24 protein-coding genes are annotated in these 20561 nt (G+C 48.5%); 18 read left to right on the top strand and 6 right to left on the bottom strand.

Annotation, left to right across the window (positions count from 1 at the left end):
* The first annotated feature begins 169 nt into the window (after window positions 1–169).
* Window positions 170–649 carry a hypothetical protein gene (locus CRG97_RS19560; protein WP_237566494.1) on the top strand — a complete coding sequence of 160 codons (480 nt, stop codon included), beginning with the start codon at window positions 170–172 and terminating at the stop codon, window positions 647–649.
* 248 nt (window positions 650–897) lie between these two features.
* The gene (locus tag CRG97_RS19555; protein ID WP_098746418.1) at window positions 898–1755 is read left to right on the top strand and encodes a M23 family metallopeptidase; all 858 of its coding nucleotides are present in this window, start codon (window positions 898–900) and stop codon (window positions 1753–1755) included.
* Window positions 1756–1854: 99 nt separating this feature from the next.
* Here the strand turns inward: CRG97_RS19555 and CRG97_RS19550 are convergent, their stop codons facing one another.
* A complete protein-coding gene (locus CRG97_RS19550) occupies window positions 1855–2898 on the bottom strand; it encodes a glycine-rich domain-containing protein (protein WP_098746416.1) in 1044 nt (347 codons plus the stop codon).
* 223 nt (window positions 2899–3121) lie between these two features.
* Between CRG97_RS19550 and CRG97_RS19545 the strand changes: the two genes are divergently transcribed.
* From CRG97_RS19545 to CRG97_RS19535, 3 genes are all read left to right on the top strand, one after another.
* Window positions 3122–3325, top strand: coding sequence for a hypothetical protein (locus CRG97_RS19545; RefSeq protein WP_098746414.1), 204 nt, complete (start codon window positions 3122–3124; stop codon window positions 3323–3325).
* 28 nt (window positions 3326–3353) lie between these two features.
* Window positions 3354–3629 carry a hypothetical protein gene (locus CRG97_RS19540; RefSeq protein ID WP_071220365.1) on the top strand — a complete coding sequence of 92 codons (276 nt, stop codon included), beginning with the start codon at window positions 3354–3356 and terminating at the stop codon, window positions 3627–3629.
* A gap of 122 nt (window positions 3630–3751) precedes the next feature.
* Window positions 3752–4378, top strand: a complete 627-nt coding sequence (locus tag CRG97_RS19535) for a DedA family protein (protein WP_098746412.1) — start codon at window positions 3752–3754, stop codon at window positions 4376–4378.
* 18 nt (window positions 4379–4396) lie between these two features.
* Here CRG97_RS19535 and CRG97_RS19530 read toward each other — a convergent pair whose 3' ends face one another.
* The gene (locus CRG97_RS19530; RefSeq protein ID WP_098746410.1) at window positions 4397–4606 is read right to left on the bottom strand and encodes a hypothetical protein; all 210 of its coding nucleotides are present in this window, start codon (window positions 4604–4606) and stop codon (window positions 4397–4399) included.
* Window positions 4607–4848: 242 nt separating this feature from the next.
* Here CRG97_RS19530 and CRG97_RS19525 point away from each other — a divergent pair, with 242 nt between their 5' ends.
* From CRG97_RS19525 to CRG97_RS19495, 7 genes are all read left to right on the top strand, one after another.
* Window positions 4849–7707, top strand: a complete 2859-nt coding sequence (locus tag CRG97_RS19525; protein ID WP_098746409.1) for a Na+/H+ antiporter subunit A — start codon at window positions 4849–4851, stop codon at window positions 7705–7707.
* Between the two features lie 2 nt (window positions 7708–7709).
* On the top strand, window positions 7710–8048 hold the full coding sequence (locus tag CRG97_RS19520) for a Na(+)/H(+) antiporter subunit C (RefSeq protein WP_071220369.1): 339 nt from the start codon (window positions 7710–7712) through the stop codon (window positions 8046–8048).
* Window positions 8041–9522, top strand: coding sequence for a Na+/H+ antiporter subunit D (locus CRG97_RS19515; protein WP_076321949.1), 1482 nt, complete (start codon window positions 8041–8043; stop codon window positions 9520–9522). The genes CRG97_RS19520 and CRG97_RS19515 overlap by 8 nt, the downstream gene beginning before the upstream one ends.
* Before the next feature lie 5 nt (window positions 9523–9527).
* Window positions 9528–10007 carry a Na+/H+ antiporter subunit E gene (locus CRG97_RS19510; RefSeq protein WP_098746407.1) on the top strand — a complete coding sequence of 160 codons (480 nt, stop codon included), beginning with the start codon at window positions 9528–9530 and terminating at the stop codon, window positions 10005–10007.
* Entirely contained in the window at window positions 10004–10297 is a 294-nt protein-coding gene (locus CRG97_RS19505; protein WP_076321947.1) for a Na(+)/H(+) antiporter subunit F1, read from the top strand. The genes CRG97_RS19510 and CRG97_RS19505 overlap by 4 nt, the downstream gene beginning before the upstream one ends.
* On the top strand, window positions 10281–10676 hold the full coding sequence (gene mnhG, locus CRG97_RS19500) for a monovalent cation/H(+) antiporter subunit G (protein WP_098746405.1): 396 nt from the start codon (window positions 10281–10283) through the stop codon (window positions 10674–10676). The genes CRG97_RS19505 and mnhG overlap by 17 nt, the downstream gene beginning before the upstream one ends.
* Window positions 10677–10879: 203 nt before the next feature.
* Window positions 10880–11761, top strand: coding sequence for a GNAT family N-acetyltransferase (locus tag CRG97_RS19495; protein WP_098746403.1), 882 nt, complete (start codon window positions 10880–10882; stop codon window positions 11759–11761).
* An 89-nt stretch (window positions 11762–11850) separates the two neighbouring features.
* On the opposite strand, the gene CRG97_RS19490 is transcribed toward CRG97_RS19495, so the two are convergent.
* Both CRG97_RS19490 and CRG97_RS19485 read right to left on the bottom strand, forming a co-directional pair.
* A complete protein-coding gene (locus CRG97_RS19490; RefSeq protein ID WP_098746401.1) occupies window positions 11851–12504 on the bottom strand; it encodes a TVP38/TMEM64 family protein in 654 nt (217 codons plus the stop codon).
* Between the two features lie 188 nt (window positions 12505–12692).
* Window positions 12693–13529 (bottom strand): CPBP family intramembrane glutamic endopeptidase, encoded by an 837-nt coding sequence (locus CRG97_RS19485; RefSeq protein ID WP_343225201.1) that lies wholly within the window; start codon window positions 13527–13529, stop codon window positions 12693–12695.
* A 339-nt stretch (window positions 13530–13868) separates the two neighbouring features.
* On the opposite strand from CRG97_RS19485, the gene CRG97_RS19480 reads away from it, so the two are divergent.
* A complete protein-coding gene (locus CRG97_RS19480) occupies window positions 13869–14477 on the top strand; it encodes a TetR/AcrR family transcriptional regulator (protein ID WP_098746397.1) in 609 nt (202 codons plus the stop codon).
* A gap of 108 nt (window positions 14478–14585) precedes the next feature.
* Window positions 14586–15452, top strand: a complete 867-nt coding sequence (locus tag CRG97_RS19475) for a YitT family protein (RefSeq protein WP_076321941.1) — start codon at window positions 14586–14588, stop codon at window positions 15450–15452.
* 200 nt (window positions 15453–15652) lie between these two features.
* Here the strand turns inward: CRG97_RS19475 and CRG97_RS19470 are convergent, their stop codons facing one another.
* Together CRG97_RS19470 and CRG97_RS19465 are read right to left on the bottom strand one after the other, a co-directional pair.
* Window positions 15653–15865 (bottom strand): hypothetical protein, encoded by a 213-nt coding sequence (locus tag CRG97_RS19470; RefSeq protein ID WP_098746396.1) that lies wholly within the window; start codon window positions 15863–15865, stop codon window positions 15653–15655.
* Window positions 15866–15915: 50 nt separating this feature from the next.
* The gene (locus tag CRG97_RS19465) at window positions 15916–16488 is read right to left on the bottom strand and encodes a thymidine kinase (RefSeq protein WP_076321940.1); all 573 of its coding nucleotides are present in this window, start codon (window positions 16486–16488) and stop codon (window positions 15916–15918) included.
* A 490-nt stretch (window positions 16489–16978) separates the two neighbouring features.
* On the opposite strand from CRG97_RS19465, the gene CRG97_RS19460 reads away from it, so the two are divergent.
* From CRG97_RS19460 to CRG97_RS19445, 4 genes are all read left to right on the top strand, one after another.
* Complete coding sequence (locus tag CRG97_RS19460; protein ID WP_098746394.1) at window positions 16979–17755, top strand: ABC transporter ATP-binding protein; 777 nt, start codon at window positions 16979–16981, stop codon at window positions 17753–17755.
* Window positions 17756–17824: 69 nt separating this feature from the next.
* On the top strand, window positions 17825–18844 hold the full coding sequence (locus CRG97_RS19455; RefSeq protein WP_098746392.1) for an aliphatic sulfonate ABC transporter substrate-binding protein: 1020 nt from the start codon (window positions 17825–17827) through the stop codon (window positions 18842–18844).
* 37 nt (window positions 18845–18881) lie between these two features.
* A complete protein-coding gene (locus CRG97_RS19450; protein ID WP_098746391.1) occupies window positions 18882–19742 on the top strand; it encodes an ABC transporter permease in 861 nt (286 codons plus the stop codon).
* Window positions 19739–20554 carry an ABC transporter permease gene (locus CRG97_RS19445; protein ID WP_098746389.1) on the top strand — a complete coding sequence of 272 codons (816 nt, stop codon included), beginning with the start codon at window positions 19739–19741 and terminating at the stop codon, window positions 20552–20554. Before CRG97_RS19450 ends, CRG97_RS19445 begins: the two co-directional genes overlap by 4 nt.
* The last annotated feature ends 7 nt before the right edge of the window (window positions 20555–20561 follow it).

Here is a 20561-nt window from a genome sequence, read left to right as displayed (position 1 = left end):
TTGGCTAGACCATGAACGACACGCGACCCATCGGATAAGCATAGGATATGGAACGACGCAAATAATTTTTTGACATAAATGTGAATGATATGTGTCAAAATTATGTACAATGGTGTTATAATAGGGTAAGAGTTAAATGAAAACCCTTACAGAATGAACGGAGCTGATTATGATGAAATACGCAATCCATTACTCTACGAGAATGAAAGACATTATTTTGTTTTCCTTTGTTATTAGCATTATTCTGTTTCAAGTAGCTACCTTGACCGAATATTCTTATCCTGTCCTATTCTATATGCAGATGGCGGTGAACGTCGTTGTTGTTGCGGCACTGGCGATTGAAGGGTATGCCCGATTGGTGAAACGGGAAGTGAACATTCAGGAGAATTCAGATACGATTACCATCAATGGCGTAGAGATTCATGCCGACCAGATTCGTGAGATCAAGGTTTCCGGATGCCATAAAGCCGCATTCCAAATTAACCTCAAGGACAAGAACGTGAATCCGATGTATTGCTGCTTTAAATTTGAAGAGAAGAATTGTGAAGGGATTCGGAGTCTTACGCGTTGGGCCGAGCGGAACCAGGTTTCCGTGCGTAAGGTCGGACCGCAAACCCGCTCCGGTTTGGTTCTCTCATCTAACAATTAATCTGCCGAATTTATATCATGAATAGAAGCGCCTGAACCATCGATAAATGGGTTCAGGTGCTTCTTTGTTTTGGTTAGAGATGTATCCAATGACCGTTTGTATTGTTATCCCGGCCTATTCGTCATGGACCTAATGTACCTAGGGGAGCCGAAAGTTTAACCAATGTTAAGTTCCTGTTTCGATGCAGGTTAATTTCGTCAGATATACTATGGATAATATTGGATTGGCATACATGAGGAGGTTTGAATATGGTAGATGTTTCAAGATTCTTGTTAAATGGGGAATATCGCAAGCTGTACGAGCTGTTTGGGGAGGAATTGCGTTCACTCGTAACGGTCGAACAATTTGAAGCGATGGCAGAGGAATACACAGCAGGGGTAAACGCGTTCCATATCACGATGGACGACACGCTCAACAGGATCCGAATGATAAACTGGATGGATGATAGCGGACAAAAAGGCATTCAAGCGATGATCGATGAAAAGGGGACGATTGGAGGGCTTATGTTATCGCCTATTGAGAGATTTCCTGAATCAGATGCCAAGCAAACAGACTCCGTTTTCCGACTTCCTTTTAACGGACAATGGTATGTGTTCTGGGGCGGGGAGAATGTTGTGGATAATTACCATTACGTAGAGGAAAGCCAGCGGTATGCCATAGACGTCATAAAAACTGAAAACGCGATGTCCTATAAAGGAGATCCCTCCAAGAATGAAAGTTACTTCGCGTTTGGAGAAGAGATTCTTGCCGGTGCCCGTGGGAAGGTGGTTGGTATCGAGAATAACATCATGGACAATGAGCCAGTGGGTATGACAAACGAAACTGAACCCGTCGGTAACTATGTCATCATCGATCATGGAAATTCAGAATATAGTCTATATGCACATTTAAAGCAGGGATCGGTATGCGTGAAGGAAGGCGCTGAGGTCGAAGCAGGCGATCTGATAGGTCTATGCGGCAATTCCGGCAATTCAACCGAAGCTCATTTGCATTTTCAAGTGTCGGATCATCCGGATCTGTTTAGGGTCAATACGAAGTCTCTTAACATCAACTGGTTTGGCGATATCAAGGTGAAACGAGGCCAAATGGTATATGGCGGGGTTTGAATATTAGATCAAACAAAAAGCATGGGCCTGCAATCTCAGCCCATGCTTTTTGTTCTATTCATTATAAGTAGGCGCTCATGTTCATGTTAAGTTTGCAACTTAGCTGCTGCAGCCGCCGCCACAGCCACTCCCGCAAGAGGACCCGCTGCTGCAGGATGAACCGCTACTGCAAGAGGATCCAGATCCATCGCCTGATGACCCATCGCCCGAATCCGATCCGCCAGACCCGCATGCCGAAGCGTACGTGCAGGAGGAGCTGCTGCTGTTTTTGTGAAGCTCGCGTTCATCAGGGATCATGTGGTCACCAAATTGTTCCGGTGCGTTCCAGGCAAAATAGACGGCCGCTGCCAGGAGCACATCGCTATTCCGGAAATTGACCAGCTTCTCATGACGCGCCGGCTCCTCTTGGGCGGTTCGAACCCGATCCTGCAGATCCAGGATGATTGCATCGATGGCCGTACGCGCTGCAGGGATCTTCTCGTAGGTCCAGGCATTAAAGCGCTTCTGGCCATGATTCACGGTGAAATGGCGAGAAGTGTAGACCTCCAGCTCTTCGCGCGGCAGCGGGACACGAAAGAAAGCTCCCCATAACTTGGCGCTGTATTCATGCCAACCGAATAATTGTACATATACCGTATCAAACCACGCGCGTTCATTCGGAATAGGCACATGCTCGCTTCCGGTATTTGGAGCGTGGTGAAGCATTTTGCCAAGAAAGCGTTCCGAGAATTGGTGGTACTCGTATGTATACATCAACATTTCATGCCATACTTCATCCACGTCTTTGCTGAACATTGGGACGCGATCCAGCACGGAGCACATGATGAAGAACCGCTTAAGCTCCTGCCATCTCCATTCATACTCCTGTTCAGACAGATTCGGATGCTCACTCATTACTCGTTGCTTCAGCATGCTCTGATAGGTGTAGGGCAGCGCAGCCTCCAGTTTGCCGACAAGCTCACTCGCCGGGCTTCCTGCCTTGACGATTGGCGGCAGTTCAGGTATTTTCCCGCGTCGAAGCTTATTGCCATTAGGGAGTGACTGGCTGCTGTGTTTGCGCAACGAGCGTTTCACGAAAAAAGAAATAATCCATGCATCCACCGCAACGAATAGAATAATCAGTATCCAGGTTGTTGAGTTCATACCGTGTTCCTCCTGTCTTTTTGGTGTTTGGAGGTGGGCCTATTCATTCTCTCCTGAGTAAATTATTGCAAATGTCACGAGGGTTGGCAATTGAAATTGAAAATCGATTATAACTTGAATATAAGGGCTTCTTTATGATACATTCCGTGTGTGTCTAACGTTTTTTGATCATGCAGCTGTGATCTTGATGGGTGGCTATTACGTTTACTTTAGGAGCATACATATGTTAACAGGTTGGAAACTATCCGTAATAGGTATTATTATTGTAGGCATTACCGGCATCGTTGCGTCTATTACCGGTCTGATCGAACCTGGCCGGGCGATTGCACTCTTCGTTGTATTCGTACTATTTATCGGGGCGCTGGAGCTGCTGGAACGAATCAGGAGCCGCAGAAAGAAGAAGGGGGAAGTGCAATCTTCCAAATAAAAATGTAAAGACAGCAAGGAGGGAACTTGTGAATTGGGTAGCCGTACAGCCGTACTACAAAATCAACCGAGTCGTGGATGGCATCGAACAACGAACGGAAGAGCAGGGGCGGGAGATGTTCCTGTACGAGGATCGCATCGTAACGAAATACCGGGAGTTCCCCATCAAGCAGGTCTTTGACCTGTCGTATCGGCCGATGGGGGATGGCGGTGGTTTCTTATACTTGCACACCCAGCAAGGAGTGTATTCGTACACGGTGAAGGATGATCCGGGTTCTTTCATATCGGCATTTAAAAATCTCTAATGGCATGATCCATAATAAAACTGGTCTCAGGTCCAGTTCATATCCTCGCCTGCAGCACGTTTGCGAAAACTACGTTGTCATATAAGCTGATACTATTCTAGGGACGGATTAGGGGGGCAGGGGTGGATACGCTATTCAATTTTATAGAACAGATCGGGCACTACGCATTATTCGTCGTATTGTGCCTTGGATTGGTCGGTCTTCCTGTGCCTAATGAAGTCGTGGCAATGACAGGCGGAGCGTTAGCGGCATCCGAGATTTTAACGCCGTTTCCGTCTTTTATCATGACGTTTCTTGGTGTGTGCTCGGGATCGACGGTAGGTTACATGCTTAGTCGCTTTACCGCGAGCAAGCTGTTAAACCGCGCTCAGGAAAAGTCCAAAATCCGCCAGTTTCTTGATGTATCCGAACGGTTGACCCGCCAATACGGCAATTACGCTATATGTATTAGCGCTTTTTTGCCCATCTTGCGCAACGTGACGCCCTATGCGGTAGGCATGAAAGGGATGCCGTATCGCAGATTTGCGATGTATTCGTATTCTGCGTCCTTGGTATGGACCATCGGTTATTTCTCTTTAGGCATGTTTGTCGGAGATCAGGTCGTCGATCATATCGGAGCCTTGATTAACCGGTACGGTTATTATGCAGCAGGAATCGTCGTGGTGCTGGCCATCATTCTGATCATTTCGTGGGTGATTCGAAGAAATAAACGAAACAAGGAGAATAATGAAATTCAGTTTCACGGATAAATGCCGCATGTCTGTGAATTAGGGCTCATCCGGCAGGGGCTCGGGTGATGTTCGAATGATTTTTATGTATTCTCGGGGTAAAAACCATGGGGTTTCTTGAATTTGATAAACTCTGGTTGACGTGTTTTCTTGTGGATAACTGGGATGAGTACGAGTATTTGTTACGATGGCGGCTGCTAAAATAGCGAGAAAGATGAAAGCGCAAACAACCGCTTTTTTGATCATCATGGGAACCACTCCTTTATATACAGTGATTTCCTGATTGTCCCTTTTTCATTCCAACATACCCTTTGACAAAGTTTTGATCTCAAGATATACTGTTTTTCAGTGTGATTCGAAAAAATACCATATGGTTTTACCTGGAGGAGCCTGCCAACAGCGGGCTCTTTTTGTGTTTTTTTGGACTTATGCCTAAATAATGGGGAAATACTACTAATGAAGGAAAAATCGGACTATAGGAGGAGTAGACTTTGTCTTTGCTGCACATCGCCGTTATGGCACCTTTTATCGTAGCGCTTGTGGTTATGTTGACTTACAAGCTCATCGGCCGTGTTCACACCGGATGGGTGATTTTGCCGGTACCGGTTGTCCTGTTCGCCTATTTTTTGGGACTTATCCCAACCATTCAGGGAGGTGAACAGCTTCAAGCTGTCCTGGAATGGATTCCAAGCATGGGAATAAACTTCACCGTTTATTTGGATGGATTAAGTTTAATTTTTGCACTATTAATATCTGGTATTGGTTCACTCGTTGTACTGTACTCCATCTTCTACATGGACAAGAACAAGGAAGCCGTCCATAGATTTTACATCTATCTGCTTCTGTTCATGGGCGCCATGCTTGGTGTTGTGCTTTCGGATAACCTGATGGTGCTGTACGGCTTCTGGGAACTGACAAGCATCTCGTCATTCCTGCTGATTGCATTCTGGCATCATCGCGACCGCTCCAGATACGGAGCTTTAAAATCCATGCTGATTACCGTATTCGGCGGACTTGCCATGTTTGCAGGGTTTATTCTTCTTTATATCATGACAGGCACCTTTAGCGTGCGGGAGATTGTAGCGAATGTGGGTAGCATTGCGGGAGACGCGCTGTTTATTCCGGCCATGATTCTGATCCTGCTGGGAGCATTCACCAAATCCGCGCAGTTCCCGTTCCATATCTGGCTGCCGGATGCGATGGAAGCACCGACTCCAGTTAGTGCTTATCTGCACTCCGCTACGATGGTCAAGGCCGGAATCTATCTGGTGGCCCGTTTTAGTCCGGTGTTTGCCGGGCAAGCTTCCTGGTTCTGGATCATTGCGATTACGGGCTTGACCACGCTGATATACGCTTCGATCCGTGCGATCAAGCAGACGGACCTGAAAGCACTGCTGGCATTCTCTACCATCAGCCAACTGGGGCTGATCATGAGCTTGCTCGGTCTTGGATCTGCTGCAGCTTATTATGGAGGTGGCGTGGACACGCTGCTCTATACGAAAGCAACGACAGCCGCTATCTTTCATCTGATGAACCATGCGATATTTAAGGGCGCTTTGTTTATGGTTGTCGGTATCGTGGACCATGAAACGGGCACCCGTGATCTGCGGAAACTCGGAGGTCTGATGTCGCTCATGCCAATCACGTTTACCGTGGCTGTCATTGGTGCATTTTCCATGGCCGGTCTGCCTCCGTTTAACGGATTCCTGAGTAAAGAAATGTTCTTTACGGCGGTCCTTCAAGCGTCTCAGATGAATTTCTGGAATGCCGAGACCTGGGGCGTGCTAATACCGGTCGTTGCCTGGATCGCCAGCGTGTTTACGTTCCTGTACAGCATGATCCTGGTCTTCAAAACCTTTACCGGACGCTTTCAGCCTGAAAAACTGGAGAAGAAGCCGCACGAAGCACCGCTGGGGATGCTGATTCCCCCGGTTATTCTGGCATCGCTCGCCATCGTGTTCGGGCTGTTTCCGAACCTGCTGTCTCATGCACTCATTGAACCGGCGATGGCCGCCATTCATCCGGGGCTGCTAGCGGGAGAGGATCGTTTTCACGTCCATATTGAGATGTGGCACGGCTGGACAACAGAAATTTTCATGACCATCGGAATCATTGTTCTCGGCATCGTTCTGTATAAGCTTCACGGCAGAGCGCGTATCTTGAACACAACGCTTACGAAGCGATGGACATTGAACAATCTGTATGATGGGGGATTGCGCGTCCTCGAAAGAGGCGGCAAATCGTTGACCTCAACCTACATGACAGGTTCGTTACGTCACTATGTGATCTATATCTTTGTGTTTTTTATAGTCGTGCTTGGCGGGGGGCTCCTGCTAGTTGATCATATCGGATTCGATATGACGGACTACGCACCGATGTCCTTCTATGAGGCCGTTGCCATACTCGGTCTGGTCATCCCGGTCATTGTGCTTCCGTTCGTACGAACACGATTGATGGCGATTATATTAACCGGGGCTGCCGGCTATATGGTGACCTTGTTCTTCGTTCTGTTCCGGGCTCCGGATCTGGCGCTGACCCAGATGGTCGTCGAGACGGTTTCGGTCATGCTGTTCCTGCTCTGTTTCTATCATCTGCCGAAGCTGAAGCGGGAGAAGGTACCGATGAGCCTGAAGTGGAGAAATTTGCTCATTTCGGTTGGCGTCGGTGCTGTCGTGACCTTGATCGCATTGGCTGCGAGCAGCGGCAGAACCTTTGACTCCATTGCGGATTACTTCATTAAAGAGAGCTACCATTTGGCCGGCGGTAAAAATATCGTCAACGTCATTCTGGTGGACTTCCGCGGATTTGATACCTTGCTTGAAATTACGGTTCTCGGCATAGCATCCCTTGGGATTTATGCCTTGATTAAAATCGATTTGGGTGAAGGCATTTTGGGCGAACGGGATCGTTATGAAGGGGCATATCTCCCTAACAGCAATGATGTCATTCTGCGCACCATATCCAAGGTGGTTATCTTTATCGTTGTAACCTTCTCATGGTTCCTGTTCAACTCGGGACACCATGAGCCGGGCGGAGGATTTATCGGGGGGCTGATGACTTCAGCCGCACTGGTTCTGTTGTCGATGGCTTTCGGCATGGACATGACCCGGAGGATCATACCTTTCGAATTTCGAAAGGTTACGGCTACTGGACTTGCGATTGCACTCCTTACAGGGATCGGCTCCTTTGCTTTTGACGCACCGTTCTTAAGTCATTCCTTCGGTTACTTCAACCTGCCGTTGCTCGGGGAAACCGAGCTGGCTACTGCGGTTCTCTTCGACCTCGGCGTCTATTTAGCCGTCGTTGGCGTAACGATGACCATCATCAATTCGATTGGGAGGGATAACTGACCATGGAACTTTATATGTCACTTGCCATCGGGATTATTTTTGCGGTTGGGATATACCAGATCTTATCCAAAAGCTTGCTGCGGATTATTCTCGGTACGTCACTGTTAACCCATGGTGTCCACCTGCTGCTGCTCACCATGTCGCGATTGAAGACAGGTGCTGCTCCGCTGCTTGGCGAGAAGGCTTCATCCTACGTTGATCCCGTTCCGCAAGCGTTGATTCTGACATCCATTGTCATCAGCTTTGGCGTCACATCGTTCTTCTTCGTACTGGCGTATAAAGCGTATCAACGCTTGGGCACGGACAACATGGAAGAGCTAAGGGGGATGGATGATGAATAATGTAATTGTCCTTCCTCTCCTTATTCCGCTGGTTACAGCTGTTATTCTTATTTTCTGTTCCAAATACGTTCGTGTTCAGCGCTGGATTAGTGCGGTTAGTATCGCAGTAAACCTGCTTGTGGCTTTGTTCATTGTAAGTCAGGTAAACAATGAGGGCATCCAGACGCTTCACATGGGTGGGTGGCAGCCGCCGTATGGAATCGTATTTGTAGCCGACATGCTCGCGGCACTGCTGGTGCTTACGACGTTGATTGTCGCGGCTGCCTGTCTGTTCTATTCTTTTCGGAGCATCGGGGAAGAGAGAGAGAAGCATTACTTCTATGCTTTTTTCCAATTCTTGCTGGCTGGCGTGATCGGATCGTTCCTGACAGGGGATTTGTTTAACCTGTTTGTCTGTTTTGAGGTTATGCTGATCGCTTCCTACGCCTTGATTGTACTGGGCGGCACCAAGCGCCAGCTGAGGGAAACCTTAAAGTACATGCTGATTAATATTATTTCATCCACCTTGTTTGTTGCAGCTGTTGCTTATTTATACGGCACAGTCGGAACGCTGAATATGGCGCATCTGTCTCTGCGCGTGGCCGAAGTTCAGCAGGATGGAATCTTATCGGTCATCGGCCTTCTGTTCCTGATTGTATTTGCCTTGAAGGCGGGTTTGTTCCTGTTCTTCTGGTTGCCCGGTTCCTACAGCGCACCTCCGGCGGCAGTTACGGCTTTGTTCGGCGCGCTGCTTACGAAGGTTGGGTTATATGCGATTATCCGTACCTTTACGTTGATCTTCTATCACGATACCGGCGGCATCCACGCCGTCATCGGCTGGATGGCTGCGGCGACGATGATTCTGGGCAGTTTGGGCGCGGTTGCGTATAAGGATCTTGGACGAATCCTGAACTATAACATTATTATTAGCGTTGGCTTTATCGCCTTCGGCATAGCGACGGCATCCTCTGACTCCTTGAACGGAGCCGTATTCTACTTGATGCATGACATGATAGCAAAGGCGCTGCTCTTTATCCTGGGCGGTATCATCATCGCCAGTGCAGGAGCGAACAAGCTGAGCGATATGGGCGGGCTGATGAAGCGCCATCCTTTGGTGGGATGGATGTTCTTTATCGTTGCACTGGCTCTGGTCGGCATCCCGCCCCTTAGCGGCTTTCTTGGCAAAGTCCTCATCGTTCGCGGCGGATTGAGCGGAGGCCATTATGTGCTAACAGGACTGGCATTGGCATCAAGTTTGGCGGTATTGTATTCCTTGATCAAAGTGTTTATGGGGGCATTCTGGGGCGAATCACCTCGACTTCAAGAATCAAAACCGGTCAGAATCCACAAGACAGCTTATGCGGCAGCTATTGGGCTAACGGTTATGGTGATTGTCCTTGGGGTGGGTTCGGAGTGGATATATTCCTACACCTCTCAAGCAGGCGCCGTATTATCCGATCCATCACTATATATTAACGCTGTATTAAAGGAGTAGTGGATATGGGCCATCAAATACTGTTAAATATCATCATTGCCGTTGTCTGGATGTTCCTGAACAATAATTGGTCCCCCCAGCAATTGATCATCGGCTATCTGATCGGAATCTTGCTGATTTATCTGTTGCGACGCTTCTGGCCGAACGATTTCTATTTGCGCAAGCTGTGGTCCATCATTCTGCTGCTGCTCTTGTTCCTAAGGGAGCTGTTAAAATCGAGCATCACGGTAATTGGACAGATCCTAAGACCGAAGCTGAATGTTCGCCCAGGCATCTTCGCCTACTCAACCGAGCTGAAATCCGACTGGGAGATTACGGTGTTATCGTGCCTGATCTGCTTGACGCCAGGAACGCTTACCCTGGAAGTGTCTCGCGATGGTCAGACGCTATATATTCATGCGATGGATATTGAAGATGTCGAAGAGCTGTCGAATCAGATCCGCGATACCTTCGAACGCGCGATCAAGGAGGTGACCCGCACATGATTCATAGCATCCTGATTGCCTCTCTGGTGATTTTGTCGCTGGCTATACTGGGCTGCTTGTACCGATTAATCAAGGGACCTTCCATGAACGACCGGATCATGTCGCTGGATACGATTGGAATTATACTGTTGTCCATGATCGCTGTTCTGTGCATGCTGTTCCGGACAACCGTCTATTTCGATATCATTCTGCTGATCGGGATACTGACGTTTATCGGAACGACTGCGCTTGCCAGATATATCGAGAGGGGTGATGTCATTGAACGCACAAACGATGAGTCAGATCGGTGAGTTTCTGATCGCGCTTATGGTGCTGCTTGGAGCTTTACTTGGTGCCTTGAGTGCATTTGGCCTTATCCGTCTGCCGGATGTTTATATGAGGTCTCATGCAGCAACGAAAAGTGCTACGCTAGGCGTCCTCTTGATTCTTGCAGGCGCATTTCTGTATTTCACCTTCTACCTGGAGCATGTCAGTGCAAAACTGCTGCTGGGAATTGTATTCGTATTTATTACGGGGCCGGTAGCGGGTCACTTGAATGGGAGGGCGGCGTATCGATCAGGCGTATCCATGTGGGAGAACAGCGTCCACGATGATCTCAAGCCTGAACTCAAGCGCGAACGTGAGCGGATGCGCGCTTCCCAGAAAGGGGAGCGCTCCGAGAAGGGATGACCGAACAGGGAGTCCCAGACTGACATATTGACGAATGTCAATATGGGCTTTCCATGAACTTGGGAGGCCCATTTTTTTGTTAAAGCTTGGTCAGTGGGCATTCCCATATGGTAGAATTGACCAAAACATATTCGAGAGATGCTTGGCAATGAACGTTAGCTGTAACACATCCAGTAAAATATGAACAAGGAGCACTTATTCAGATGATTTTAGAGCAAGCTGATATGAAACTTAGAGAGTTATCTTCCTTTCTTGCAAGATTAAATGGGATTCGTCATCATCATGTCGGATATTGCGGTGAACAGGAAGGCGAGATTTACAGCACGATTCAGGCGGAGTTCACGGAGAATGGCGAACTGAGCAGTCAAAAATTCACCGTCATATATGATCAAGATCAGATTGTGGGGGCATTGGGATTCGATGTTGATGAAGAAGAACGGTCCGCTGAATTATGGGGACCTTTTATCAACGCGGAAGGTGAGCAATGGAATCGATTGGCGGAGCAGCTATGGGATGCAGGGACATCGAAGCTGGAAGGCTGCGTAAATCGTTATTACGGTTTTTATAATGTGGATCATCAATCCGCTGCACGCTTTATGGAAGACAAAGGGGGGAGAAAGTCAGGAGAGCATCATGTTCTACGAATCCGAAAATCGGCCCTTTTAACGGATGGCCTTTCTAGACTCCAGGATTTCACATCCGAGTATGCGGATGAATTTGTGAAGCTGCATGGTACGAATTTCCCTAATACCTATCTCAGCGCTCAGGATATTATGCAGCAGCTGGATGAGGATCACCGACTCTTTATGCTTACGGAACAAGGACAGCTCGTTGGCTATGTTTATGTGGAAGGTGAACCCGAATTCAAGGAAGGCAGCATTGAATACATCGCAGTATCCGAAAATTTCCGGGGGAAGGGCTATGGCCGGGCACTTCTTGACCAAGCGCTTCATTATCTGTTCCATATCGTACAGCTGGAAGACATCTCGTTATGCGTGGACCAGAGAAATGAAGGCGCGATCCAGCTGTATCAACGTGCGGGGTTCGACGCGGTACATAAACTGGCGGCTTACGTATTGGAGTAAGATGGGTTTATCCCGCATCTAAACATGTGTCTACTATAACAAGACCCGCCAGTCCCGGTTGCAACGGATGGGCGGGTCTTGTTATGGATTTAACGCTTTGTCTTTTTGTTGCTTATCACGATACTTCCCGGCTGATCTTCATGATGGTAACGTTTTTCCATCTTTTTGCCGGTTAACCACAGCAGCCATAGGACAAGAACTGCGATTAGAATACGCCAGGGCTGTGTTATAAACGCTTGCCAGTCATGTCCGATAAAAGCGACCATGAAGATCATTACGGATTTACCCGCCATAACGGCTATCGTAAATGTCGTTGCCGATACCGTACTGATGCCGGATGCAATATTGATCAGCGAGGAAGGTGTGAAGGGGAAGCAGTACAGGATGAAGATCGGCGTAAAGCCTTTTTCTTCGATCCAATGGAAAAAACGCTGGGATCCCGGCATTCTTTTTTGAATAAGCAATCCCAGCTTGCCGCCCAGCTTGCGAACGATCCAAAACACGGTAATAGATCCAAGGCAAACGCCGATCCAGGACAGTAAGAATCCCCACCATAAACCGTAGGCAGCGGAGTTCCCCATTACAAGGACGATAAGGGGCAGTATGGGCAGAAACGCCTCTATAAATGGAAGCAAAATACCCGGAATGGGACCTAGCTGTGAATACTGCTCAAGCCATCCCTGTACTTGATCCATGTCAATTTCCTTTATATGGGTCCATAAATTCTGAAGCCATTCCAACATGATGAGTAAGTCCTCTCCCTGCCTAGGGTAAAATTATGTATTTTCTGGTCGATCTCGGATGGAATATATTATAGCATAACGGAAACCAATATTATAAATTGCAGGTATTGGACCGGATGGATGAACACAAATAAAGCTCAAACTCCCCGTAAGCAGCGGTGAGTTTGAGCTTTAACCGTTAACGGTTGTTATCCAGAATGGGTGGGCAACGCAGCTTTCTTGGTTTCTGGATATGAATTCGGAGGAAGATCCGGCTCGACCCCATTCCAATCGATTCGATTCTTGCTCCGCAGTGACCACACGACCAAGAGAATAATTCCGATGATGACCGAACCGATCGTGACCATATAATTGCCCCATATAGAAAGGTATTCAATCTCGATGAGTGCATAATTCGAAGGCACCACGACATACCGGACCATCTCCAGCCAGGCCAGGTGAAAGCCAATATTCATCCATAGATTGTTGGATACGATACGGCACAGCTGCAATACCGTACCAAATGCAATTAAATTGATGATATACTCCACCGTAATCAGATCCCATGTACCTATTCCTATGGCTATCATGAATCCCGTTACGGCGATAGGTGCAAGTACGAATAACACAACCTGAAGGATCAGCGCAAGCCAGCGCGGAAAACGGGTGTTCAGGTTTCGAAACACATAACCGCGGAAGGTTAATTCTTCAGGAAAGGCTTCATAGAAAAAAGCAATGGGAACGTTGATGAGGATAACGAGCATCGTAGCAACAGGGAAGTGGAATGCCACGATTCGGAGCCACCCGGCGGCACTGCCAATCAGCAAGGCTGCTGTTGTGACCAGGGCAAGGAGACCAATGCCGAGAAGGAAATAACGAAAACCGGAAGGAGGAGAGCTAAGACCAAGTCCGCTCCAGGGACGCTGGTCGACATAACGCCTAAGCAGATAAATCAGCGGTACGGATACACTTGTCGTTACGACTGCCAGGAGGATTTGCAGCCCGAGCGTGGGGATCTCGTAGGAACTCGCTGTCGTGGCTATCACAACAGCTAGTCCGAGCCCTGTTACAAAAGCCAGCCACCCAAGGACGACACGCCAGAACAGGTTTAAACGGCCCTCCCGATCACGGAATGCCCGAGAGACACCATGCCTAGCCTTCGATTCAGTTAATGTGCGAATGGCAAACTCGCTCCTCTTCTAAAACACGCTGCGCGTGTTCACTATTCTTTTTGACATTAATATATATAGTATTGGTTCTACCAAGGTGTTCCATAAAGAGAACCTATTTTTACGAGGGTAGGCATCGTAGAAGCAAACCGAGGAAACTGAAATGTTGTTTATCGTACGTTGTATTAAAAAAAACAGGAAGTGTATAATGGGGTTATGCCGAAAATCGTAGATCATGATAAACAAAGACAATGGGTCGCTGAGGCTGCCCTGCGGGTGATTCAGAGGGGTGGACTCGAAAAAGCGACGGTACGTAATATCGCGGAAGAGGCGGGTTTATCCGTAGGTTCGTTGAGGCACTATTTTACCAGCCAGGCTGAGCTGTTAGCTTTCTGTATGAACCTGATTATCGAACGGATTGAAGAACGTTTTTCTTCTCTAGCCTTAAACGGACCCGTCCTTGAGGATGTAAAGAAAGTGTTGATGCAATTTCTGCCGATGGATGAGGATAGGACGATGGAAATGGAGGTGTGGATGTCGTTTGTTGCCAAAGCGCTAGTCTATCCCGAGTTAAGAATAATGACCGATCATATGTACGATGGTTTAACCAAGGCGTGCCATTATGTGGTGGATACCCTGGTTGCCCATAAGCTGGCTAAACCGGAGCTGGATCTTGAATATGAGAAGGAGCGAATATACGCATTGGTGGATGGGTTAGCGATTCATCATATCATGAGGCCGCAGCAGCTCGCCACAGAAAAGATCGAGAGGATTATCGATCAGCATCTGCGTTCCTTATGTCTGGATGACGATACAATGGCCTAAAAGACCCATGTTACTTTGCGTGTCAACATTGACATGTCATTCCTTTTTTTAATACAATGGTTCTTCGACAGGCACTTCGTGTGAAAAAAGATACAAAAGGAGAATGGCATGGTCAAAAAACACAAAAATCTGACAGTCGGCGAAATTCTGAAACGGTTCATCTTTATCACCATCGGTGCAATTCTGATGGCCGTGGCGCTTGAAATATTCCTGGTGCCCAACGAAATTATCGACGGTGGTATTACTGGTATTTCCATCGTATTATCATCGATTACGCCCATCAATCTGGGTGTGTTCCTATTTATTATCAACTTACCGTTTCTGTTCATCGGTTACAAGCAGATCGGTAAAACGTTCGCATTTTCCACATTATACGGGATTGTGGTATTGTCGGTGGCGACAACCTTCCTGCATCATGTAGACCCGTTTACGAACGAGAAAATTTTAGCGGTGCTGTTCGGTGGTTTGGTTCTGGGGCTGGGGGTAGGTCTTGTCATCCGTTATGGCGGAGCGCTCGACGGTACGGAGATCGTTGCTATCCTGCTGTCCAAAAAGCTGCGGATGCCGGTCGGACAAATCATCATGATTATCAACGTGTTTATTTTTATTACGGCAGGGTTTGTATTTGGTGCAGATTCGGCCATGTATTCGATCTTCTCATACTACATAGCGGCAAAAGTGATGGATATAGTGGTAGAGGGCTTGGACGAGTCCAAATCCGTTACGATTATATCCAATGAATACGAAGAAATTTCAAATGCTATCATGCAGCGTCTGGGCCGCAGCACGACCATGATCTATGCCAAGGGCGGGTATTCCAAAGAGGATACGCAGATGATTTATTGCGTCATTACCCGGCTGGAAATTGCGAAGTTGAAGACGGTTGTGCAGGAAATTGATAAGAACGCATTTATTTCGATTCAAAATGTCGCGGATGTGCTGGGCGGGAGCATGGCGAAGTCTGATATTCACTAGGGTACAAGCGTACGCTTTTAGTGTAATAGGTTGATTAACGAACAGCGGTTTTTTGCAGATCGTTCTGCAGAAGGCCGCTGTTTTTTGTGGCCGCTATATGCGATCTATCCCTGAGATAAAGAAGGATTGCCCGAGGCTCTGACAGATCTTCGTAGAAGAGGTCTATCATGAAAGCACTCAGGCAATCCATCTATCATTTCTCATTTTCGTACTTCAAAAAATTCGCATTCATCCCGCTTATGATAGCCGAGCGAACTGACGCTGGATTGTGTAATGACGGTTTCGTCAGTGAAGCGGATGAGGAGACTGCCGGAATCAATCAGATGATTATCCTTGAAGATGCGTATACGGATCTGCTGCTCCATAACTTCCTGAAAGTCCTGGTCGGTTAATAGCGGTCTGACTATCGGCATGGATCATCCTACTCCTTACGTTTGAATGGTGGATTGTTCGTGAAAACGTCCTAAGATAAAGGGGGATTGGTATGACATTTGCGGCAAACAGGGAAGTAGGTATCATTCCCACCAATCAGGATCTGCTCGCCGGCATACACGGGCTTACCGTCAATGACGCGAAGGTTCATGATCGCTTTGCGCTCGCAGAACCAGCAGATCGTCTTCATTTCCTCGATTTTATCAGCGTAAATCAGCATCCAGCGGCTGCCTTCAAACAGCTCGTTCCGGAAATCATTCTTCAACCCGAAGCCCATGACAGGCACATTAAGCTCATCTACAATCCGTACTAGCTGCAGGATGCTGTCCTTGGACAGGAACTGGCATTCATCAACAAGAACGCAGTAAGGCTTAGGCTGATGATCCTTCACAATCCCATAGATGTCGGTCGTATCGGTTACAGGTATCGCTTCTCGGCGAAGGCCGATTCGTGAGGATACATACCCAACGGCATCCCGGTCATCAAGAGCGGACGTAAAGAGAAGCACCGGTTTGTTCTGTTCTTCGTAGTTATGGGCAACTTTCAAAATTTCGATGGATTTACCACTGTTCATGGAGCCGTATTTGAAAAATAATTGAGCCATGCTTTCGTTCCCTTCCTATAAATGCAATGTTGCTTCTTCGCGTTTAGTGGTGCAAAAATCTTACAATATAATATATGACATGCAGATTATATTGTCGCATTATTGGGCATCTTTTGTCCATTGCCTGTAAGGACTATATTCTGACATATATGACTTGGGCGCGGAATGAAAAAAAGGTTTGACAACCTTTACCAGTGGTTGTAATATAACGGCATATCAAATGAATCACGAGATAATCGACCGGATAACTGGAGATATCGCGCATATGAATAAGTACGATGATGGATGGACGTACTTAGACAAGCGCTATATCTCTTTTTTTATGAGATAAGAAAGCATAAACTTCAGAGGTTTATCATCCTTATCTTGCAAGAAAGAACTTCCGCTATATGCGGTCTGTCTTCTGAGAAAGTACGTCGTTAGTGGGTTTTGTTGTCTCTATAACCAAGTAAACAGGTGTGAATAATTATAATATGGGATGGTGAAACGAATGTCAGCAGACACCTTGATTATTCAACAGGTAAATAAAATTTTTCAAGCCCCGACGGGGAATGTTACCGCGCTGAAAGGCATTGATTTGCGGGTTCGAAAGGGAGAATTCATTACGTTAATCGGACCGAGCGGCTGCGGCAAGAGCACCCTGCTGAAAATCGTTGCCGGTCTGGACACATCGTACGAAGGGAATGTCTTGTTGAATGACAAGCCGATATCCGGCCCAAGCATCGAGAAAGGGTTTATCTTTCAAGAGCCGCGGTTGTTTCCATGGCTGACCGTGGAGAAGAATATCGCAGGTAATTTGTCGCTGAAGCAGAAGGACATCCGCAAGAAGGTGGATGAGTTCATCGAGCTGGTACGGCTCAAAGGCTTCGAGAAAGCATATCCCAGGGAGCTGTCAGGGGGGATGGCTCAGCGGGTAGCAATCGCCCGGGCGCTGCTGCGGAATCCGGACGTGCTGCTGCTGGATGAGCCGTTTGGCGCGTTGGATGCATTTACGCGTTCCCATATGCAAGAGGTGCTGCTCGATATTTGGCAAAATAACCGCACGACCATGCTCTTTGTCACCCACGATCTGGATGAAGCCGTGTTCCTCGGCGAGCGTGTTGTTATTATGAACCCGAGACCGGGCCACATCCGTTCCATTCTGCCGATTGATCTGCCGTTCCCTCGCAAACGGACCGGCTCCTCCTTTCAGGAGCTGCGGACCAAAGTACTGCGCGAGTTTGAGAAAGTGGAAGAACCGGAGTTTGATACCGGTGCGGGCATTTAAACACGCAGGATGATGCTGAACGTCTAGCAGGATAGATGAACGATAGAAAACAGGGGAGAGAGTTTGAGCATGAAACTGAAGAAAAAAAGTGTAGTCATTATGGTATTCCTCATCATGTCTGTCTTGGCATCCGGCTGCGCGGGCGCAAACAGCCAGCCCAAGGTTAGCGCTGTAGAGAAAGGAGCGGACGGCAAATACAAAGATCTGACCGTAAGACTCGGGGTACAGGGCAGCGGCGGTTTGTTTGGCAAGGCCCGCGAAGAGAAGTGGTTTGAGGAGGAGTTTGGCAAGTTGGGCGTCAAGGTGGAGTGGTCGGAGTTTCAGAGCGGCCCCCCGATGACCGAAGCGATGGCTTCGAAGCGCCTGGATTTTGCGGGGCTCGGCAATATGCCGATTATCGCTGCCCAGGCAGCAGATATCCAGTTTAAGGTCATTTCCCAGAGCCTGCACGGTCAGAAGAATGTGGCTATCATCGTGCCGCCGGGCAGTACCGCGCAGACCTTGAGTGATTTGAAGGGCAAGAAGGTAGCGGTGACCAAAGGGAGCAACGCCTTTAACTTCCTGTACCGGGGATTGGTGGATCAAGGAGTCAAGGTGTCCGATATTGAAATCATCCAGCTTCAGCCCGACGAAGCCCAGCCCGCATTCGAATCGGGCAGCGTCGATGCATGGGCAACCTGGGATCCGTATATCACCTTGAACACGCTGACAGGCAAAGGCAAAGTGCTGGCGGACGGCGAGCAGCTTGGCGTTCTGTCACCATCGTTCAATATCGTGCGGAAGGATTTTGCCGATCAATATCCGGATTTGGTCACGCTCTATCTTACAGTGCTGAACAAAACGCTCGCTTGGGAGAAAGAGAACGAGGCCGAGGCGCTAAAGCGGTATGCCGATGAGCGCGGCATTCCACAGGAAGTCATTCAAGGCATCTTTGACCGTTCGAGGTCGATCAACATTCCGGTGACGGATGCCATTATTGCCGAACAGCAGAAAACGGCCGATTTCCAATTCGAGCAGAAAACAATCCGCAAAAAAATCCAGGTTAAAGACGTGTTTGATAATCAGTACATTGAGGCTGCGTCTAAATAAGTGCAAATCATCTGAATCGGAAAGGGGGTAATCGTATATGCTCCAAGAAGGGATCAGCAAAGGGGCCGTGGTTGTGCCCGCCGAGTCCATTCGAAGTCAAAATCGGCTAAAACGCAGGTTCCGGCTAAAGCTTACAAACGCACTGATCGGCTGGCTTGTTCCGCTCTCTATTATCATCGCATGGCAGACCGCGGGAGCTCTGGGCTGGCTCAACCCGATTCTGCTTCCGACTCCGCTCAGCATCTGGAATGAGTTCGTTCATCTAACAAGCACAGGCGAGCTGATCAGGCATCTTGGCATATCATCCTGGCGAGCACTGCTCGGATTCCTGCTTGGCGGCAGCCTGGGTTTGGCCGCGGGCATATGGGTAGGATTTTCGTACAAAGCCGAACGGCTTGTCGATCCTTCCTTGCAAATGCTGCGGACGCTTCCCCATCTGGCGATCGCCCCGCTATTCATCCTTTGGTTCGGTTTTGGGGAAACCTCGAAAATACTTCTTATTGCCAAAGGCTCGTTCTTTCCGCTTTACGTGAACACCTTCCTCGGCATCCGGTCCGTGGACAACAGGCTGTTTGACGTAGCACGCGTTCTGCAGTTCAGCCGCTGGGACCAGATTCGCAGGCTGATCGTTCCCGCCGCGCTGCCCCATATTTTCCTTGGCATCCGTCTCTCTATCGGCGTTGCATGGCTTGGACTTGTAGTGGCGGAGCTGATGGGCGCAAGCTCCGGCATCGGGTATATCATCAATGACGCGCGATCCTTCTCGTGGACCACCGTCGTCTTCGTCGGAATTATGGTCTTTGCACTCGTCGGAAAGCTCTCGGATACGCTGGTTAAACGGCTCGAAGGCAGACTGCTGCGTTGGCAGAACAGCTACAAGGGGGATGACAAGTCATGAAAAGTCCAAGTGCCACCCGTGAATTTACGGAGAAGGATTGGTTGAAGGTCATACCAAGGCCGCTTCATGCCTGGCTTGTGCCTATCGCGATTCTGGCTTTATGGCAGGCAGCGGGTGGTTTCGGATGGATTTCAGCAACCCTGCTGCCTACGCCGCTAACGATTGCCAAGCAATTCGCGAGTTTGGGGGCCAGCGGTGAACTGTGGGAGCATTTTCGGATCAGCATCCTTCGAGCGCTCTCGGGCTTTTTACTGGGCGGTTTGACCGGTCTTGCCTTGGGGGTGTCCACGGGTCTAGGCAAAATGGCGGAGCGAACGCTGGATCCCTCATTGCAAATGCTGCGTACCGTACCGCTCTTATCGCTGATTCCGCTGTTTATTCTCTGGTTCGGCATCGGGGAATTCTCAAAAATTCTGATGATTTCCCTGGGGGCTTTCTTCCCGATGTATGTGAACACCTTCCTCGGCATTCGAAACGTGGATACGAAGCTGTATGAAGTATCAAGGATCTTTCAATATTCCAAGCCGCAGCTGCTGATCCGATTGATCGTACCGGCCGCCTTGCCGAACATTTTGCTTGGCATCCGCCTGTCGCTCGGCGTCTCCTGGCTTGTTCTGGTCGTCGCGGAGATGATGGGGACCAGCGCGGGCATTGGCTATATGATTCAAGACGCCAGAGCCTATTCGCAGACGGATATCGTGTTTGTAGGCATTATTATTTTCGCGATCGTGGGCAAGCTGTCCGATTCCGTGGTGCGTCTGCTGGAGTCCAGGCTGCTGAGCTGGAGAGAGACCTATAAGGGCTTCTTCTAGGAGGTTA

The sequence above is a fragment of the Paenibacillus sp. EZ-K15 genome, assembly GCF_002573715.1.
In the GTDB taxonomy this organism is placed as follows: domain Bacteria; phylum Bacillota; class Bacilli; order Paenibacillales; family Paenibacillaceae; genus Paenibacillus_AQ.
The sequence above is the reverse complement of the archived record's forward strand: the minus strand, read 5'-3'. Positions and strand labels throughout refer to the sequence as shown.

Bases quoted from the DNA above. Each gene is read 5' to 3' on its own strand.
- CRG97_RS19465 (WP_076321940.1), bottom strand. From the start codon at position 16,488: ATGGCTCAATTATTTTTCAAATACGGCTCCATGAACAGTGGTAAATCC.
- CRG97_RS19560 (WP_237566494.1), top strand. From the start codon at position 170: ATGATGAAATACGCAATCCATTACTCTACGAGAATGAAAGACATTATT.
- CRG97_RS19475 (WP_076321941.1), top strand. From the start codon at position 14,586: ATGGTCAAAAAACACAAAAATCTGACAGTCGGCGAAATTCTGAAACGG.
- CRG97_RS19515 (WP_076321949.1), top strand. From the start codon at position 8,041: ATGAATAATGTAATTGTCCTTCCTCTCCTTATTCCGCTGGTTACAGCT.
- CRG97_RS19555 (WP_098746418.1), top strand. From the start codon at position 898: ATGGTAGATGTTTCAAGATTCTTGTTAAATGGGGAATATCGCAAGCTG.
- CRG97_RS19480 (WP_098746397.1), top strand. From the start codon at position 13,869: ATGCCGAAAATCGTAGATCATGATAAACAAAGACAATGGGTCGCTGAG.
- CRG97_RS19520 (WP_071220369.1), top strand. From the start codon at position 7,710: ATGGAACTTTATATGTCACTTGCCATCGGGATTATTTTTGCGGTTGGG.
- CRG97_RS19530 (WP_098746410.1), bottom strand. From the start codon at position 4,606: ATGATGATCAAAAAAGCGGTTGTTTGCGCTTTCATCTTTCTCGCTATT.
- CRG97_RS19470 (WP_098746396.1), bottom strand. From the start codon at position 15,865: ATGCCGATAGTCAGACCGCTATTAACCGACCAGGACTTTCAGGAAGTT.
- CRG97_RS19450 (WP_098746391.1), top strand. From the start codon at position 18,882: ATGCTCCAAGAAGGGATCAGCAAAGGGGCCGTGGTTGTGCCCGCCGAG.
- CRG97_RS19505 (WP_076321947.1), top strand. From the start codon at position 10,004: ATGATTCATAGCATCCTGATTGCCTCTCTGGTGATTTTGTCGCTGGCT.
- mnhG (WP_098746405.1), top strand. From the start codon at position 10,281: ATGAGTCAGATCGGTGAGTTTCTGATCGCGCTTATGGTGCTGCTTGGA.
- CRG97_RS19455 (WP_098746392.1), top strand. From the start codon at position 17,825: ATGAAACTGAAGAAAAAAAGTGTAGTCATTATGGTATTCCTCATCATG.
- CRG97_RS19550 (WP_098746416.1), bottom strand. From the start codon at position 2,898: ATGAACTCAACAACCTGGATACTGATTATTCTATTCGTTGCGGTGGAT.
- CRG97_RS19460 (WP_098746394.1), top strand. From the start codon at position 16,979: ATGTCAGCAGACACCTTGATTATTCAACAGGTAAATAAAATTTTTCAA.
- CRG97_RS19545 (WP_098746414.1), top strand. From the start codon at position 3,122: ATGTTAACAGGTTGGAAACTATCCGTAATAGGTATTATTATTGTAGGC.
- CRG97_RS19490 (WP_098746401.1), bottom strand. From the start codon at position 12,504: ATGTTGGAATGGCTTCAGAATTTATGGACCCATATAAAGGAAATTGAC.
- CRG97_RS19445 (WP_098746389.1), top strand. From the start codon at position 19,739: ATGAAAAGTCCAAGTGCCACCCGTGAATTTACGGAGAAGGATTGGTTG.
- CRG97_RS19510 (WP_098746407.1), top strand. From the start codon at position 9,528: ATGGGCCATCAAATACTGTTAAATATCATCATTGCCGTTGTCTGGATG.
- CRG97_RS19495 (WP_098746403.1), top strand. From the start codon at position 10,880: ATGATTTTAGAGCAAGCTGATATGAAACTTAGAGAGTTATCTTCCTTT.